Here is a 16,426-nt window from a genome sequence, read left to right as displayed (position 1 = left end):
CATTTCGATTTCGTTCGCATGCCCGCCCATAGCCAAAACCTCGCTAACGGCGAATGAACCACACAAAGTGAGGAAGAACCCATTATCTTGACAATGCCCGCCGGAAACTTGACGCGGCGACGGTACCGCAGCTCGTGGCGATCGCCAAGGACCGGAGGCTCGTGTGACCGCCAGCGAACATAATCATTCGCACGCACCGTCTCGATCTTCTTGCGGAGTCGAGCGCCCGTACTCGCAACGCTTCGCCAGGCTCCAGAATATGCCTCAGTTCCTCTGACGAGCTAACCAGTAAGCGGGCGGATTGGCAGGACGGTCGCAGGTCAAGTGCCTGGAGAGGGTAGCGAGCCTTCGCTTTCGGAGGCCTCAAGCAAATAATGGGTTCGGCCACCGTCCTATCCGCAGCATCGATGTCCGCCTTAGCTTGCGTATGATGACTAGCGGGTCGTGGTGGAAGCAGCGCGGGTGCCGTCGATAGAAAAGGAACCTGCTCCTGTGGTCACCAACAGTAGAAACACGAAGCAGAACAGAATGGCCGCATCACCGCCATTTGCCACTGGAAAGAAGCTTTGCGGGAAATGGGCCAGAAAGTACGCGAATGCCATATGCCCGGAGAGTACAAAAGCCACTGGACGCGTGAAGAAGCCAAGGATGATGAGCACGCCGCCAACGAGCTCAAGAGCCGTAGAAGCAAGCGCAAGGCCTGACAGCGTTTCGGGTCCCGGGATCGGAAACCCAAACGCCTTCTGCGTGCCGTGCTCCAGGTAGAGCAGACCGGCGACGATGCGGAGGAGTGCGACTGCATGAGGCTCGTATCGATCAAGAGACATTGCCATGCTGAGCTCCTATTTTTTGTAACCAGCGCATCAACGCGCAAAGGGAGAAAGAAATCAAGCTTGCGAGAACATCTGGTTTCGGTTGTCTCTCGCACCGCAGGTTCCGAATTCAACACTGGACCTCCTGACAAGTTCGGTCTTTCATGGCCAAGTGAGGGATTTCGCCTGAAGCCCCTGATGTCGCCGATGGGGGTTTACGTCGCCTGTGCGCCAAAAGGGTCATTGCAACCTTACTCACAGATTATTGATAGCGTCCTTGAGATAAGCCTTCAGGCGGCTAACGAGGATGTTGTGGCGGCACGTTCAAAAAAGTGAGTGATCGGATCGGTCAAGTCGCGGAGCTTTACGCCCGCGTGCATGATATCGAGCGTAGTGGGGATTGGTATCTAATGAACTTGACGGAAGAGCTTGGAGAGCTGACGGCTGAGCATCTTCTATTGGGGGGCAGAGCGAAGCCCAATGGTGATGGCTCGGGCAGCACCCGCGAGGCACTAGAAAATGAGGCGGCGGAATTGTTCGGCCAGTCGGTCCTATATCTCGGAGCGGACGAATTGCGGCATTATGGAGCAAGTGTCACAGGTTGGGAATGTTGTTGATGCTATCTCTGGGCAGGCTCGGAGGTAGTGTATGGAGGTCGTAGGCAGTAGTTGACGTGGTAAGGGATATTCCTTACATTCTGCTCACTGATTTTATGGAGACTCGTCATGGGAACGCTATTAAAGGAACATAGCACTATCACCGCCAAGGGACAGACCACTGTACCGAAGTCCGTTCGGCAGGCGTTGGATGTTGATTATGGCGGGCGCATTACCTTTTTCATTGATGAGCAGCGTCGTGTGTATGTCCAGAAGGCTGAGGTTGAAGAAACCGCCGATCCCGTGATTGGCCGTTTCCTCGAATTTCTCGCGAGGGATATGGCCAAGCATCCCGAGAAATCCGTCCTACCGTTTCCGAAGTCCTTGCTTGACCGGGCAAGTGCCCTTACGGCAGGCATGACGGTCGATCTCGATGCCGAGATCGAGGGGGACGTCTCGATCTGACATGCTGACGATCAATGGCTGGGCCGTCCTCTCACACCCTCTTTTTCTAGATCAGTGGGAAAGGCTGATTGAGACGGTCGAGGCGCTCAAGACGAAGAAACCAGAGGACTATCATAAATCCGCCAATGCCAAGTTGCTCGCGGCCTTGGTCCAGCTTGTCACCGTCACGATCCCGTCGGACCCGACAGCAGCGATCTATCGCCAAGGCTCTACGCTTGCTGATGGGCGCAAGCACTGGTTTCGCGCTAAGTTCGGCAACGGCCGTTTCCGGCTCTTATTCCGCTTTGATAGCGCCAGCAAGGTCATCATCTTCGCTTGGGTAAACGATGAGAGCAGCTTGCGGACTTACGGCTCCAGAACGGATGCCTACAAGGTCTTCAAAGGGATGCTGGACGATGGCAATCCCCCTGACGACTGGGATGCGCTGAATAAGCAGGCTTCTGACCCTAAAGCTGTCGCACGCCTAGCGAAAATTTCTCACTCCTGATCGTCGCCGCAATCTTTGAAAGGTTGTCCTTCCCTCCGTGCTCTTCGCCCACGCGGGATCACGCATGGGATATGAGCCCAGACGAACTACAACTCTCCAGTTTGAGGAGTTGAGGGTCCTTCGGCATCTTGTGGCACTTGCTCCATAATGCCCGAAATTAACATCGAAATGGCCATTGAACGCAAATGGCTCCAACATCTCGATAAGTATGCCGATCTTGACGCAACAAGTGATTGGCGGTGCTCAATGACCGCAAAGGGCCGAGTGGCGTCGTCCGCCTCGCGCCAACACCGGACATCAGTGTCCCCAGAGTCTATAGCTTGCGACGGTGCAGGCGCTCTAATTCATCCTTGACCTTCCCACGTTGGAAGCACCAGCATCGGCAGCCTGGCAATCGATGCCAAGCGACCACCGACCATAATGGCACGCGAACATTGATAAAGATCAAGGTGCGTAATGGGAGGCGTGGCATGGTGAGATGACGGAGGATCGACAATGCGCACGTTAGCACAGAGAGCGTTGGTATGGAGGCTGCTCGCGGCACTCCTTGCTGTTGCTCTCATGTTCAGTGCGCCGGTTACGCATGCGGCTCCCCAGACCTGCCTGGACGGACACCACCAGATGGTGGACGATGATCCGGGCGACGAGAATTCCAAGGCCCAGCATTCTCCCAAACAGAACTGTTGCAGCGTCATCTGCGTCTTCTGCCTCGCAGTCGTTGCACAACCAGCAGGATCGGCGCACTCGGTCCTGCTTCTGGCTAGGGTCTTGGATGTCGCTGACGATGTCGCAGGCCACGACCCGTCTCCTGGCTTCGAACCCCCTCGATCCATTGGTTGATGAACTGCTCGCCGCTGGCGGGCCATTCCCACCATTGGGCCGATCACGGCCAAGAAGATCGAGAGAACGTCATGTTTCGTCGTCAATTTCTGAAGACGCTCGCCGTCAGTGCGGCAGCTATTTCACCCCTTGCACAGAAGTCCTGGGCGCTCACGAGCACAGGATTGCAGTCACCCATCGAACTCGCAGTCACCAAGCGCTCCATTGAAGTGAATGGCCGATCCGCCAGCGTCTTCGGTCTTGTTCAGGGCAGTGGACGGAGCGGCCTCGTCCTGGATGCGGAAGACGGCTTCAATGTCATCCTGTCCAACACCACGGATGAAGCGACGCTCATTCACTGGCATGGGCTTACCCCTCCATGGGAGCTGGACGGTGTCCCCGACAATCCGGCAGCGCTCCTCACTGCAGGAGAGAAACGGCACTACCAGTTCGATCTCGCAGGCGGCGGCACCCACTGGATGCACGCCCATACACTACAGGAACAAAGCCTGTTGGCGGCACCGCTGATCGTGCGGACGGCGGAGGACCGCGCTCGTGACGAGCAGGACGTCGTCGTCCTTCTTCACGACTTCTCTTTCAAGTCGCCGGAGGAATTGCTGGCGGAACTGCAGCAAGGTTCCGCAATGGGCGGCGGACACGGTGGCGGCTCGATGCCGATGGATCACGGGAGCATGATGTCCAACATGGCGCAAATGCACGGCGGCGGCATGCCCATGGGTGGCATGGCGATGGGCGGCATGGGCATGGGCGGCATGGGCATGATGGACCTGAACGACATCGAGTATGATGCGTACCTCGCCAATGACCGCACGCTGGACGATCCGGAGATCGTGCAGGTCGAGAAGGGTGGCCGCGTTCGGCTACGCATCATCAATGGTGCAACGGCGACCGCCTTCACCATCGACACGGGAACCGTCGTGGGAAGTCTGGCCGCCGTCGATGGCATGGCCATCGAGCCCGTCACCGGCACCCGCTTCCCGATCAGCATGGGCCAGCGGTTGGATATCGTACTGCAACTCCCGCTGGGCACCGCGTCACTTCCGATCCTTGCCTTACGCGAAGGCTCCGAGGAGCAGACAGGCGTCATCCTCGCAACGGCGGACGCGACCATTTCGAAGGTTGCCACAAAAGCTTCTTCCGCCGGACCGGTCCTCGACCTTTCACTGGAGGCGATCCTCAAAGCGACGTCACCTCTGGACGAACGGCCCGCAACGAAGACCTATCCTCTGATCCTCTCCGGCAGCATGACCGGCTACTCATGGGGGATCAGCGGCGATGCGATGGCCGTCAATCCTGATGACAGGGTCCGCCTCGTGATGCGCAACATGTCGATGATGACACACCCGATGCACCTTCACGGACACCATTTCCAGGTGGTCGGCATCAACGGACAAGGCATGCGGGGAGCCGTGAGGGATACGGTTCATGTTCCTCCCATGGCAGAGGTTGCTATCGAGTTCGATGCGAGCAACCCGGGCCGCTGGCCGTTCCACTGCCACCACCTCTACCACATGGCGGCAGGGATGATGTCCTTCGTGTCCTATAATCGCGCGATCTGATCGGAGAGCGGAGATGAAGCACGAACATCACGGCCATCATGCTCACGATGATCATCATCAAGAGCATGACCATGAGCACCACCATCAGGTGGCAGAGAAGCAAGTACCTCCTCCGGGCATGCTGGGGGAAGGCGTCATCTACACCTGCCCGATGCATCCGCAGGTGAGGCAGATCGGCCCCGGCAACTGCCCGATCTGCGGCATGGCACTGGAGCCGGAAGTGGCGACCCTGGAAACGGGGCCAAGTCCGGAACTGGTGGACATGAGCCGACGGTTCTGGATTGGCCTCGTCCTCAGCATCCCGGTCCTTGCTCTGGAGATGGGTGGCCATCTCACGAACCTCCACATGATACTGGGGCCACAGACGTCGAACTGGCTGCAGATGGTACTCGCGACACCGGTTGTGCTCTGGGCGGGTTGGCCCTTCTTCGAACGGGGTTGGAAATCTGTGGTGACCCGCCACCTGAACATGTTCACCCTGATTGCGATGGGGACGGGTGCCGCCTGGGTTTACAGTGTCGTCGCGACGGTTGCGCCAGGCGTCTTTCCAGACACGTTCCGCGCGGAAGAGGGTTCGGTCGCCGTCTACTTCGAGGCGGCCGCCGTCATCACCGTCCTGGTCCTGCTCGGGCAGGTTTTGGAACTGAGGGCACGCGAACAGACAGGCGGGGCGATCCGCGCGCTTCTCGATCTGGCACCAAAGACGGCACGTCGCGTGCATGCCGACGGGACGGACGAGGATGTCGGTCTTGATGCCGTGGCCGTCGGCGACCGTCTCCGGGTTCGGCCGGGAGAAAAAGTCCCTGTCGACGGTGTGCTGCTGGAAGGCCGCAGCTCGGTGGATGAATCCATGATCACCGGCGAGTCGATGCCGGTCACCAAGGAGGTCGGGTCGACGCTCATCGGCGGCACCATGAACCAGACCGGCGGCTTCATCATGGAGGCAGGCAAGGTCGGACGCGACACGGTGCTCTCCCAGATCGTTCGCATGGTCGCGGACGCCCAACGCTCTCGTGCACCCATCCAGCGCCTGGCAGATGAAGTCTCCGGATGGTTCGTTCCGGTCGTCATCGTGGTTGCGCTCGTCGCGTTCGCCGCCTGGATGATCTATGGGCCGGAGCCTCGTTTCGCCCATGGCCTGGTGGCAGCCGTCGCTGTTCTCATCATTGCCTGCCCCTGTGCCCTGGGGCTCGCGACACCGATGTCGATCATGGTCGGTGTCGGTCGGGGAGCTAGTCTCGGCGTGTTGATCAAGAACGCCGAGGCACTGGAGCGGTTCGAGAAGGTCGACACGCTCGTGGTCGACAAGACCGGAACCCTGACAGAGGGACGGCCCAAGGTCACGGCCATCGCGCCAGCGGAAGGCATCTCCGAAGACGAGCTGCTGCGGCTGGCCGCCACGGTCGAACGCTCAAGCGAACATCCGCTGGCACTCGCGATTGTCAACGCAGCAGGTGAGCGTGGCATCGCCCTGGGAGATGCCATCGATTTCGACAGCCCTGTAGGCAAGGGTGTGACGGGGACGGTTGATGGAAAGCGGCTGATCCTCGGCAGTCACCGCATCATGGGGGAAGAGGGTGTCGACGTCAGCGCCATGACTGCGAAGGCGGAAGAGCTGCGCAACGAAGGCGCTACCGTCATATTCACCGCCATCGATGGCAGGCTGGCAGGTCTGTTTGCTATCGCCGATCCCATAAAGCCGACGACACCGGATGCGGTAAAGGCGCTCGTCGTAGACGGTGTTCGGGTCGTGATGCTGACGGGCGACAACAAGACGACTGCGCATGCCGTCGCGCGCCGCCTCGGGATTACTGAGGTGGAGGCGGAAGTCCTGCCCGAGGACAAGAGCAAGATCGTCTCTCGCCTACGCAGTGAAGGCAGGATCGTCGCCATGGCGGGCGATGGTGTGAACGATGCTCCCGCGCTTGCAGCAGCCGATGTCGGCGTCGCCATGGGCACCGGAACCGACGTCGCCATCGAAAGCGCTGGCGTCACACTCCTGAAGGGAGACCTGCAGGGGATTGTCCGGGCACGGCAGATGAGCCGGGCAACGATGAGCAACATCCGGCAGAACCTATTCTTCGCCTTCATCTACAATGCGGCTGGCGTGCCGGTCGCGGCGGGCGTCCTCTATCCCGTCTTCGGTCTGTTGCTCTCACCGATCATCGCGGCGGCGGCGATGGCACTGTCTTCGGTCAGTGTGATCGCCAACTCTCTCAGGTTGAGGAGCATGAAGATATGACTGCCAACCGCACGCTCCTGCTGATGGGCGCATCTCTGGCCCTGATCCTGGTGTTCTACATCCTTCGTGAGCACTGGGGGCACGTTCTGGGCTACGCCCCCTACCTGATCCTGCTGGCCTGCCCACTGATGCACCTGTTTCATCGACATGGCGGTCACGGCCACAAGGATCACCGGTCGTGACCTACCAGCGGTCGGCATCGAGCACTGTAGCCTTGTCGGCATTGGCCGAACGGGTTTTCGAGTTGCTCGACAATCCGGCCTTCCTCGGTGCGCACATGGAAGAGCCCTCGGTCATGATGCTGGGGGCTTCCATGAAGTACGACTTGGACGAAGCGGAAGGACGTGCCGTCGGCTCCGTCATTAGGATGAGGGGGTCGATACTCGGTCTGGCGCTCTCCGTGGAGGAAGTCGTGACGGAACGGCATCCTCCGCTCTCAAAGACTTGGGAGACGCGCGGAACGGTGCGTCTCCTCGTCATCGGTTTCCTACCGTATGGGATTCAGGATCAGTCCCGCCAGATCGGTATGCAGCCTGAACGTCAGGATCGAGTACAACCTGCCCACCCATCTCCCCGATAGGCTGCTGGGGCGCTTGCTGGGCGGGTTCTACGCCAACTGGTGCGTGACGAAGATGACCGCCGGAGCAATTGCGCATTTCCGCTCTGTTCAGCCGACGCCGTAACTCCGGAGCCGACACCTGCAGGCGATCACGAAGATGCGAGCGAGGCTTCTATTTGCGGCATCGCAAGGATGCTCCGACGGACGCAGTGTCCAATAATAGGCAACGCAGACATAAATAGCAGGACCAGAATTATGACCAGTAGAACACTCTTCCGCGCCGCCGTCGCCGTCGCACTCCTGTCGGCGACGGCAATGCCGGTGCTGGCCGACGCCACCCACAACCATCCGGCGGCGAACGGGACCGCTGCCGCTCCCCTCGATATCGTACGGGCGGCGACAGACCTTGCTCCGCCAGTAGGTGCGAGGGGACCGGAAACGATCAAGGTGAAGCTCGACACGGTCGAAGTTACTGGCAGCCTGGCGGACGGCGCGACCTACCACTACTGGACCTTCAACAAGAAGGTTCCGGGCCCCTTCGTCCGAGCAAGAGTCGGCGACACCGTCGAAGTTGAACTGACCAACCTTGCCGATAGCAGTGAACGCCACAGCGTCGACTTCCATGCGGTCACGGGACCGGGAGGCGGAGCGGAGGCGACGGACGCCGCACCCGGCGAGACCAAGGGCTTCACCTTCAAAGCAATGAAGCCCGGCCTTTACGTTTACCACTGCGCCGTACCGCTTGCGGCACACCACATTGCCAACGGCATGTACGGGTTGATCCTGGTGGAACCGGAAGGTGGTCTTCCTCCGGTGGACCGCGAATTCTACGTGATGCAGGGCGAGGTTTACACGGAGCAGGCCTATGGCACGAAGGGCAAACTCACTGAGAGCATCGACAGGCTGATGGACGAGACGCCGGAATACTATGTGTTCAACGGCGCGGCCAACGCACTGACCGGCGACGATGCGCTGACCGCGAAAGTCGGCGAGACTGTCCGCATCTACTTCGGTGTCGGCGGCCCCAACAAGACGTCGAGCTTCCACGTGATCGGCGAAATCTTCGACAAGGTGTATCAGCTCGCGTCGCTGACGACGGAGCCGCTGACCGACGTGCAGACCATCACGGTTCCGCCCGGCGGAGCTGCGGTGGTCGACATGACGATGGACGTTCCCGGTGAGTACGTGCTGGTGGACCATGCTCTGTCACGGGCAGCGCGTGGCCTAGTGGGCAAGCTCGTCGTCGACGGAAACGAGCAGACGGAAATCTTCAAAGCAGCAACGACACGCACTGCCCAGGCGGAACACGGTAAACACGAGACACACTGATCGGCGGCGCAGGAGGCGGGGTGCTAACAACAATTCCTGCCTCCTGCGCTTAAACGCTTCGAAGAAGGTGGTCGGAGATAGTCACGCGTCGCGCTAGCCGCCGCACTGGTAGTAACCTGAATATCCCACGCGCAGGCTCTCACCAATCGCGAATACCATGTCGGCTTCCACCTTCTCTTCCGCTTGGACATCATCGGCGGAGAGAGTGACGCTGATGGGCCCAGAGGTCAGGACGAGGTTGCCGTCCCCGCCAGCTGGCTGCAGTTCCACTAGGTGAGCGTTCACCTTTAGGACAGCAGTTGTCGCGGTACCGCCCGGTGTTCCCTTGAGGGCCAGTATCGGCTTGCCAGCACTGGTGTACCTGAACGTGCACTGTGCAGGCGAACCAAGGACTTTGGCGATCTCCGCGTCCACCATCGTCGCCGGATCGAGTGTGGGTATATCTGCGCCAGCTATGGCCTCCTCACCGGATAGCACGCGTGCGGCCTCTTCGGAACGCGGGGGATTGATGATGTCGTCAGCAGCTTCCCGTTCGCCACATCCCGACAGGAGACTGGCCGAGGTAAGGACCAGCAGTGAAAGGAGGGAGTTCTTCATCAGTCACGCTCCTCCAGGTCCTCGATCAGATACTTCATCTCTGCAATCTCCCGCTCCTGGGCCTCGATGATCTCGTCGGCCAGCTTTCGAACGCGGGGATCGGAAATCTGCGCACGCTCACTCGTCATGATGGCAATCGAATGATGCGGGATCATCGCGCTCATGTACTCGGCGTCGTCGACGGTCACCTGGCTGCGGACGAGCCACAGCGACAAGGCGAAGACCGCGACGGACCCGCCGAAGATGGCCATGTTGAGCATCTTCTTCTTGTACATCCCGAGCATGAAGGCGAGCATGATGACCGCCATAGTCGATCCCATGACCAGGGCCATCCAGGCTCGGGTCTCGCTCCAGAAGACGTGCTCCAGCGCGTAGGTGTTCAGATACATCAGACCGTACATTACGACCGTCGATGTCGCGATCATGGCGGCAAAGCGCCAGTAGGACATTCCCATTAGATGTTCTCCTTCGGCTCCTGGTGGATTACGCAATACCGCTGATCCGGCCGAGTTGATGCGTTTGACTATGCTTCACCCGTCGCCCCGCGCCCTTCCGGGTCCTCGGGCGCAGCGGGATACGGCCAGGATCGGGAGTGCGAAAAAGCAGCATGCACACAGCATGAACCCCAGGTGGGTACGGAAGGAGAGACCCCGTCCGTACCCATGCTTCCGCAGGGGCTACTGCGCCATACGCTCGCAGCTTTCGGCACACTTGCGGCAGGCATCGACGCAAGCCTGCATGTCGCCGACACGTTCGCAGTCGTCGGCGCACTGGCGGCATATTTCCGCGCACTCGCGGCAGGTGTGCTTGTGGTGCTCGGTGCCGATCAGCATGAAATGGGCCGAGGTGCGGCAGATTTCGGCGCAGGCCATCATCAGCTTGAAGTGTTTCGGCTCCGTATGCTGGCCACCCATTTCGAGGCAATGTCCCATCGCCATGGAGAGGCACTCGCTGTAGCAGGCCAGACAGTTGTCGATGCACTGCTTCATTTCCGAGGAGATGTGGTGCATGGGCGTTACTCCTTCACTTCCTTCTCGACCCACTCAGTCAGTCGCTCGACTTCTTTCGTCTGATCGTCGATGACCTTCTGCGCGGTCGCCTTCGCCTCTTCGTTGTCGCCGTGCTCCAGCTCGACCTTCGCCATGTCGATTGCACCGAGATGATGTGCGATGAGGCCGCAGATGAAGGAGACGTCGGGATCGTCCTTCATCATCCCCTGCATCATCTGCTGGTTCATCGACATCATCGCCTCCATCGAGGCCTGCTGATAGTCAGTGAGGTTGGCCATCGGGCCCTGACCACTATTGGAGCCTTGTCCGCCCATCGGCATCTGCTGACTGCCCATCGGCATCTCGCCACCCATTGGCATGCCCGACATCGGCATGTCGCCCTTGCACTTGTCGGGGAATGTTGCGTCGGCTGCGGCAGGATTAACGGATGCGAGTATTGCAGCGGAGACCGCGAGCGCGGCGGCTGCGTGTTTGACGTACGTGTTCATGTTGAACTCCTGTTGATTTGAGGGACGTGACTCAAACAGCAGGAGTTCTGGGAGGGGGATCAATCGCAGCCGGGAGGAGAAGCGGCCGCTCCGGTCTGACGTGCACATACAGCTGGCCGAATGGTACCTCAGGTGGAGCATAGACAAGCGGCTGAGGAAGGATCGGACAGCAGTGCATCTGCGCGCAGCACGTTCTGGAAAGTTGAACATCCAGACCATCGCGTTGGCTGTCCAATGCCTGGTGACTCGCCTGCACCTCAGGGCAATGGTGGCTCGGTGCAGCGAAGGCAGGAGCCGTAGCGAAGAGCCCGATGATAAGCAGCGTCGCTGCCATCACCGATAATCCTGCCTTCAAAAAGTCCGATAGGGACATCCTTCGGTCTCCGCGCTCGTTGGCTGGAAACACCGGAGCAAAAGAGAAAGTTCCAGCCGCGATGGCGTTCGCCGTCGTCCCTCCTGCAAACCTTCCCATAGGATAGATGTTCTAGCGCCACACAAAGGACGAGATGTCCGTGCTGTAGAGGCTGGTCGATTGACAACCGTCAAGCCGACGGCGATTCTTTGGACATGAGTGGGATGTTGAGAATCACATCGCAGGTTTTGATGCTGATCTTCAGGCTGGCGGTCGTGCTGTCGCTGGCTGGCTACAGCATGTCGGCCGCCAATGCCGCTATGCATCCCGCCATGCCTGACTCCGCTTCCTTCGTTGAAGGTGACCGTTCGGCTCATGGCGTCCATGCTCACCCGAAGATGACCGATGACGGACATCATTCCGAGCATGCTGCTGAAGGCGATGGCGACACTGCGGATAACAGCTGCTGCCAGGATTACTGTGGCGTGTTCGCAATTGATGCTCCCATGCCGAAACTCGCCCACCCGGTGGCCGCGTCCATCAAGGGCTTCATGAACGACCTCAGGACGTTCGGCGAGTCTCCGGCTCTTCATCGACCACCCAACATCTGAGAACCGACACCCGCCTGCGGGGCTTGCTGTACCTGAGCACTTCGAGTGCCTGGTGCTGTCGTGACTGTATTCTCGGAAATTCACCATGAAGCTGACATTCCTGGTGGTGGGCGTCCCGCTCTTTGTGAGCGGATGCACCTCCACGCTACCTGAAGTCGTGGCCTCGACTGGCCATCCAGACACCGTGATCGACGTCCGGCCGGTCCGTTACCAGAATCCGATTGGCGCATACACGCATCGCACTCCTGTCGATCCCAAACCCTGGCGCGGTCTCAACGACGCCCAGGCCCCGAAAGGGGGAGCATGATGCTCGGCAGGAAGCTCAAGGTTCTCTCAGTGCTGGCATTGCCGCTCATCGCGGCAGGCTGTGTTTCTACTGACTATGCCGCCAAGGATGCCGGATTCCTGAATGTCTCTCTCAAGAGTGGCGAGGCGACAGGCAAGCAGACGGTATGGGTGCAGAACCAGCAGCACGCCCAGGTGGTTCGCGACCGCGTCAAGACGCTGATGGCCAGGAAGACGGTGGACGCCGAGACTGCTGTGCAAGTGGCACTGCTCAACAACAAGGGCCTTCAGGCGGCTTATGCCGACCTCGGTGACAGTGCAGCAGATGCCTGGCAGACGCAGCTTTCGGTTCTGCCGAAGTTCTCGGTTGGCGTCTCCGGTATCGGCACACCCGGGCTTGAAGCCTACCGGGTGCTGGAAGGTGCCATCGCGGCAAACATCCTGTCATTGGTGACCTATGACAGGAACATGAAGATCGCCGAGACACGCTTCCGGCAGGCCCAGCTCAATGCAGCGCTCGCAACCATCTCGCTTGCCGCCGATACGCGCCGGGCCTGGATCAACGCGGTCGCGGCATGGGAAAATGTCGCCTACCTCAACCGCGCGCGCGCTGCGGCAGAGGCGGCGTCCGATCTGACCCAGAAACTGGGTGAAGCGGGGTCGATGCCAAAGGGAGAGCAAGCCCGGGAACATGTGTTCTATGCCGAACTGACGGGCGAAACCGCGAAGGCAAGATTGGCTGCGCGGCTGGCGAAGGAAGAGCTGATCCGGCTGATGGGACTGTCTGGGTCCGACATCGAGTTCCAGATACCGAACCAGCTCCCGTCATTGCCTCGGGCCCTGATCAAACGCGACGACATCGAGGCCGAAGCGATCCACAAGCGCATCGATCTCCAAATAGCCCGGCTGGAGCTTCAGGCGACGGCGCAGTCCTACAAGCTGGAGGACGCAACCCGGATCGTCACGGATATCGAGCTGGTGGGCATGGTGGAGAAGGAGCGCGAACGCGAGGATCATGGCATCGTCTCCGAAGTGTCGCGGACCGCTTCTCTGGAATTCACGATCCCGATCTTCGATTCCGGTCAGGCGCGGCTCCGAAAAGGCGAGTTGGCCTACATGCGGGCGGCCAACCAACTGGCGGAAAAGGCGGTCAACGCCCGCTCGGAGGCGAGGTCCGCCTACCAGGCGTACCGCTCCAACTACGACATAGCGCGCCACTACAGGAACAACGTTCTTCCCTTGCGCAAGGCGGTCGAGGAGCAGTCGCTGCTCACCTACAACGGCATGCTCACAAGCACCTTCGAACTGATCTCGGACAGCCGGGACAGCGTCAATTCAGCCCTCCTCGCAGTCAACGCAAAGAGAGACTTCTGGCTAGCCGAAGCGAACCTCGCCCCCGCCATCTATGGCGGCAGCGCCGGTGCGCCTTCCGGTGAAACGGACGTCCCCTCAGCGGAAGCGGCCGAGAGCGGCGGGCACTAAAGGAAACGATCATGTTCAGCAGAAGACAATTACTGGGAGCAGGTGCGGCAGGTGCCGCATTGGTTTCCTCGCAGACGTGGGGCCGGACTTCCAACATGGGTTTGCCGGAGGCGGCACTGATGGATACGGCCGCCACCCAGACGCCGGTCAAGCCCACCACTGGGCCCGACTACAATCCGGTTGTTACCCTCAATGGATGGACCCTGCCGTTCCGGATGAACAATGGCGTCAAGGAATTCCATCTGGTAGCCGAGCCGGTCGAACGGGAGATGGCGGAAGGGATGACCGCCTATCTCTGGGGGTACAACGGCCAGTCCCCTGGGCCGACGATTGAAGCTGTCGAAGGTGACCGGGTCCGCATCTTCGTGACCAACAAGCTTCCGGAACACACGACGATCCACTGGCATGGCATGATCCTGCCATCGGGCATGGATGGTGTGGGCGGTCTTTCGCAGCCTCATATCCCCGTCGGCAAAACCTTCGTCTACGAGTTCGACCTCGTGAAGTCGGGCACCTTCATGTACCACCCGCATTCAGACGAAATGGTCCAGATGGCCATGGGCATGATGGGCTTCTTCGTGGTCCATCCCAAGGACCCGACGTTCATGCCGGTCGACCGCGACTTCGTCTTCCTCCTGAATGCCTTCGATATCGAGCCGGGCTCCTATGTCCCGCGCATCATGGAAATGACGGACTTCAACCTCTGGGCCTGGAATAGTCGCGTGTTCCCCGGCATCGACCCGCTTGTTGTTTCGAAGAACGACAAGGTCCGCGTCCGGGTCGGAAACCTGACGATGACCAACCATCCAATCCACATGCACGGCTACGACTTCGAAGTCACCTGCACGGATGGGGGCTGGGTGCGTCCGGAGGCCCGCTGGCCGGAGGTCAGCATCGACATCCCGGTTGGCGCGATGCGCGCCTACGAGTTCGACGCCAAGTACGTCGGCGACTGGGCGATCCACTGCCACAAGTCGCACCACACCATGAATGCCATGGGCCATGACATCCCGACCTTCATAGGCGTCGACAAGAAGCAGGTGGCCAGCAAAATCCGACGCTTCCAGCCCGAATACATGCCGATGGGAACCGCCGGGATGGCGGACATGGGCGAGATGTCCATGGAGATACCGGAAAACACGATCCCGATGATGACCGGTTGGGGGCCTCACGGGCCCATCGAGATGGGCGGCATGTTCTCGGTCGTGAAGGTTCGCGAGGGCATCTCCGCTGGCGATTACAGCGATCCCGGCTGGTACGAGAACCCGCCCGGCACCCAGGCATGGGAATGGACCGGAAGCCTCCCGGATGCGCCCAAGGCCACCGATGCGACGACAACAATCACCCCGAGCCATTCGGAACACCACTGATCGAAGCTCACCTTGAGAAGGATATTGCCTATGAAGACTGCATTGACGGGCCTGCTTCTGGCCTCGCTCGCAACCCCGGCCATCGCCGCCGGAAACCACGCCGGAGGTCACGGCGAGATGGCGGTGGGTGAACCCGGACAGAAGTCGAAGGTCACCCAGACGATCCGTGTCAGCATGAAGGAAACCGATGACGGCCGCATGGTCTTCACACCGGACAGCTTCAAGGTCCGCAAGGGCCAGACGATCCGCTTTGCCGTGAAGAACGATGGTGAGGTGGACCACGAGTTCGTTCTCGACCAGGAGGACAAGGTCATGGAGCACAAGGCTCTCATGGAGAAGTTCCCCGAGATGGAACACGACGACCCGAATGCGATCCGACTGGCACCGGGCGAATCTGGAGAGATCGTCTGGAAGTTCACGAATGACGGCGTCTTCAAGGTCGCCTGTCTCGTACCCGGCCACTACGATGCCGGAATGCACGGCAACGTCACCGTCGCCGAAAAGTAAGCAACGAAAGGAGCACCACCATGAAAGCAATCCTCAACATCGCGCTTGCCGCCACCTTGACCTTGGGTGCAGCCACCGGAGCCTTCGCCCAGGAATTCACCAAGGGCACGGTCAAGAAGGTCGACACCAAGGCCAAGAAGGTTACCCTCATCCACGAAGAGCTGAAGAGCCTCGACATGCCAGCGATGACCATGGTCTTCCATGTTCAGGACGAGGCAATGCTGGAGAAAATGAAGCAGGGTTCGACGGTAGAGTTCGTCGCCGACCGTTTGAATGGAAAGCTGACTGTCACGCAGCTGAAGTGAGGACCTTGGCCGCCCCGGCAACCCGTGGCGGCCGGACCCTAGAGGAGAAACAGATGAAACGTAGAACATTCATCAGCCTGGTCGCATCGGCAGTAGCCGCTCCGGGCATGGTCCTAGCGGCAGCACCGAAGGTGACGGTTCACAAGGACCCGAACTGCGGGTGTTGCGCCGCTTGGGCTTCGGCCTTCGGCAGGGCCGGATATGACGTCAGAACCGTCAACGAAGCCGACATGGATGCCGTAAAGAACGGTCTCAAAGTCCCCTCTGATCTGTGGGGCTGCCATACGGCGGAAGTCGACGGCTACTACCTTGAAGGCCATGTCCCCCTGGAAGCTGCGGAGAAGCTTCTACGCGAACGTCCGCCGCTTGCCGGGCTTGCCGTCGCGGGCATGCCATCCGGCTCGCTTGGCATGGGGGATGACCCACGGGCTAGCTATGACGTGATGGCCGTCCCTCGCGACGGTTCAGCACCTTACGTCTATTTTGCGGTGAGACCGAGCTAGAGCATTCGCTGCTGCAAGGGGAATCGC

At 60.0% G+C, this 16,426-nt stretch carries 19 protein-coding genes and 1 pseudogene; 15 read left to right on the top strand and 5 right to left on the bottom strand.

Features of this window, described 5'->3' with window-relative positions:
* Positions 1-80: 80 nt before the first annotated feature.
* Positions 81-167 (top strand): annotated as a pseudogene (locus RTCK_RS20820) (autoinducer binding domain-containing protein); the annotation flags it as partial.
* Positions 168-434: 267 nt separating this feature from the next.
* On the opposite strand, the gene RTCK_RS08640 reads toward RTCK_RS20820, so the two are convergent.
* A complete protein-coding gene (locus tag RTCK_RS08640) occupies positions 435-833 on the bottom strand; it encodes a DoxX family protein (RefSeq protein ID WP_142592510.1) in 399 nt (132 codons plus the stop codon).
* 704 nt (positions 834-1,537) lie between these two features.
* Between RTCK_RS08640 and RTCK_RS08635 the strand changes: the two genes are divergently transcribed.
* The 7 genes from RTCK_RS08635 (at position 1,538) to nirK (ending at position 8,889) form a co-directional block, all read left to right on the top strand.
* The gene (locus tag RTCK_RS08635) at positions 1,538-1,873 is read left to right on the top strand and encodes a type II toxin-antitoxin system PrlF family antitoxin (protein ID WP_142592509.1); all 336 of its coding nucleotides are present in this window, start codon (positions 1,538-1,540) and stop codon (positions 1,871-1,873) included.
* Position 1,874: 1 nt separating this feature from the next.
* Entirely contained in the window at positions 1,875-2,360 is a 486-nt protein-coding gene (locus tag RTCK_RS08630) for a type II toxin-antitoxin system YhaV family toxin (RefSeq protein WP_142592508.1), read from the top strand.
* A gap of 911 nt (positions 2,361-3,271) precedes the next feature.
* Positions 3,272-4,759 (top strand): multicopper oxidase family protein, encoded by a 1,488-nt coding sequence (locus RTCK_RS08625; RefSeq protein ID WP_142592507.1) that lies wholly within the window; start codon positions 3,272-3,274, stop codon positions 4,757-4,759.
* Between the two features lie 13 nt (positions 4,760-4,772).
* Complete coding sequence (locus RTCK_RS08620; RefSeq protein WP_077549028.1) at positions 4,773-7,001, top strand: copper-transporting P-type ATPase; 2,229 nt, start codon at positions 4,773-4,775, stop codon at positions 6,999-7,001.
* Complete coding sequence (locus RTCK_RS08615; RefSeq protein WP_077549029.1) at positions 6,998-7,183, top strand: DUF2933 domain-containing protein; 186 nt, start codon at positions 6,998-7,000, stop codon at positions 7,181-7,183. The genes RTCK_RS08620 and RTCK_RS08615 overlap by 4 nt, the downstream gene beginning before the upstream one ends.
* Complete coding sequence (locus tag RTCK_RS08610; protein ID WP_235988623.1) at positions 7,180-7,581, top strand: hypothetical protein; 402 nt, start codon at positions 7,180-7,182, stop codon at positions 7,579-7,581. The genes RTCK_RS08615 and RTCK_RS08610 overlap by 4 nt, the downstream gene beginning before the upstream one ends.
* A 234-nt stretch (positions 7,582-7,815) precedes the next feature.
* The gene (gene nirK, locus RTCK_RS08605; RefSeq protein WP_185927963.1) at positions 7,816-8,889 is read left to right on the top strand and encodes a copper-containing nitrite reductase; all 1,074 of its coding nucleotides are present in this window, start codon (positions 7,816-7,818) and stop codon (positions 8,887-8,889) included.
* Between the two features lie 93 nt (positions 8,890-8,982).
* Here the strand turns inward: nirK and RTCK_RS08600 are convergent, their stop codons facing one another.
* From RTCK_RS08600 to RTCK_RS08585, 4 genes are all read right to left on the bottom strand, one after another.
* Positions 8,983-9,486, bottom strand: a complete 504-nt coding sequence (locus tag RTCK_RS08600) for a DUF6692 family protein (protein WP_077549032.1) — start codon at positions 9,484-9,486, stop codon at positions 8,983-8,985.
* On the bottom strand, positions 9,486-9,935 hold the full coding sequence (locus tag RTCK_RS08595; RefSeq protein ID WP_197283361.1) for a DUF305 domain-containing protein: 450 nt from the start codon (positions 9,933-9,935) through the stop codon (positions 9,486-9,488). The genes RTCK_RS08600 and RTCK_RS08595 overlap by 1 nt, the downstream gene beginning before the upstream one ends.
* A 228-nt stretch (positions 9,936-10,163) precedes the next feature.
* Entirely contained in the window at positions 10,164-10,496 is a 333-nt protein-coding gene (locus tag RTCK_RS08590; protein WP_142587141.1) for a four-helix bundle copper-binding protein, read from the bottom strand.
* Positions 10,497-10,501: 5 nt separating this feature from the next.
* On the bottom strand, positions 10,502-10,984 hold the full coding sequence (locus RTCK_RS08585; RefSeq protein WP_142592506.1) for a DUF305 domain-containing protein: 483 nt from the start codon (positions 10,982-10,984) through the stop codon (positions 10,502-10,504).
* Positions 10,985-11,560: 576 nt separating this feature from the next.
* Here RTCK_RS08585 and RTCK_RS08580 point away from each other — a divergent pair.
* From RTCK_RS08580 to RTCK_RS08550, 7 genes are all read left to right on the top strand, one after another.
* A complete protein-coding gene (locus RTCK_RS08580) occupies positions 11,561-11,947 on the top strand; it encodes a hypothetical protein (RefSeq protein ID WP_077549034.1) in 387 nt (128 codons plus the stop codon).
* 85 nt (positions 11,948-12,032) lie between these two features.
* Positions 12,033-12,254 carry a hypothetical protein gene (locus tag RTCK_RS08575; protein WP_062654123.1) on the top strand — a complete coding sequence of 74 codons (222 nt, stop codon included), beginning with the start codon at positions 12,033-12,035 and terminating at the stop codon, positions 12,252-12,254.
* Positions 12,254-13,714 carry a TolC family protein gene (locus RTCK_RS08570; RefSeq protein WP_077549042.1) on the top strand — a complete coding sequence of 487 codons (1,461 nt, stop codon included), beginning with the start codon at positions 12,254-12,256 and terminating at the stop codon, positions 13,712-13,714. Before RTCK_RS08575 ends, RTCK_RS08570 begins: the two co-directional genes overlap by 1 nt.
* Positions 13,715-13,725: 11 nt before the next feature.
* Positions 13,726-15,084, top strand: coding sequence for a multicopper oxidase family protein (locus RTCK_RS08565; protein WP_062654122.1), 1,359 nt, complete (start codon positions 13,726-13,728; stop codon positions 15,082-15,084).
* 30 nt (positions 15,085-15,114) lie between these two features.
* On the top strand, positions 15,115-15,591 hold the full coding sequence (locus tag RTCK_RS08560; RefSeq protein WP_062654121.1) for a cupredoxin domain-containing protein: 477 nt from the start codon (positions 15,115-15,117) through the stop codon (positions 15,589-15,591).
* 20 nt (positions 15,592-15,611) lie between these two features.
* Entirely contained in the window at positions 15,612-15,896 is a 285-nt protein-coding gene (locus tag RTCK_RS08555) for a copper-binding protein (protein WP_062654119.1), read from the top strand.
* 53 nt (positions 15,897-15,949) lie between these two features.
* The gene (locus tag RTCK_RS08550) at positions 15,950-16,399 is read left to right on the top strand and encodes a DUF411 domain-containing protein (protein WP_077549035.1); all 450 of its coding nucleotides are present in this window, start codon (positions 15,950-15,952) and stop codon (positions 16,397-16,399) included.
* Positions 16,400-16,426: the final 27 nt, after the last annotated feature.

This window comes from Pseudorhizobium endolithicum (genome assembly GCF_902153245.2).
GTDB classification, from domain to species: Bacteria; Pseudomonadota; Alphaproteobacteria; order Rhizobiales; family Rhizobiaceae; genus Neorhizobium; species Neorhizobium endolithicum.
Note: the sequence above shows the minus strand (reverse complement) of the source record. Positions and strands in the feature narration are given on the sequence as shown.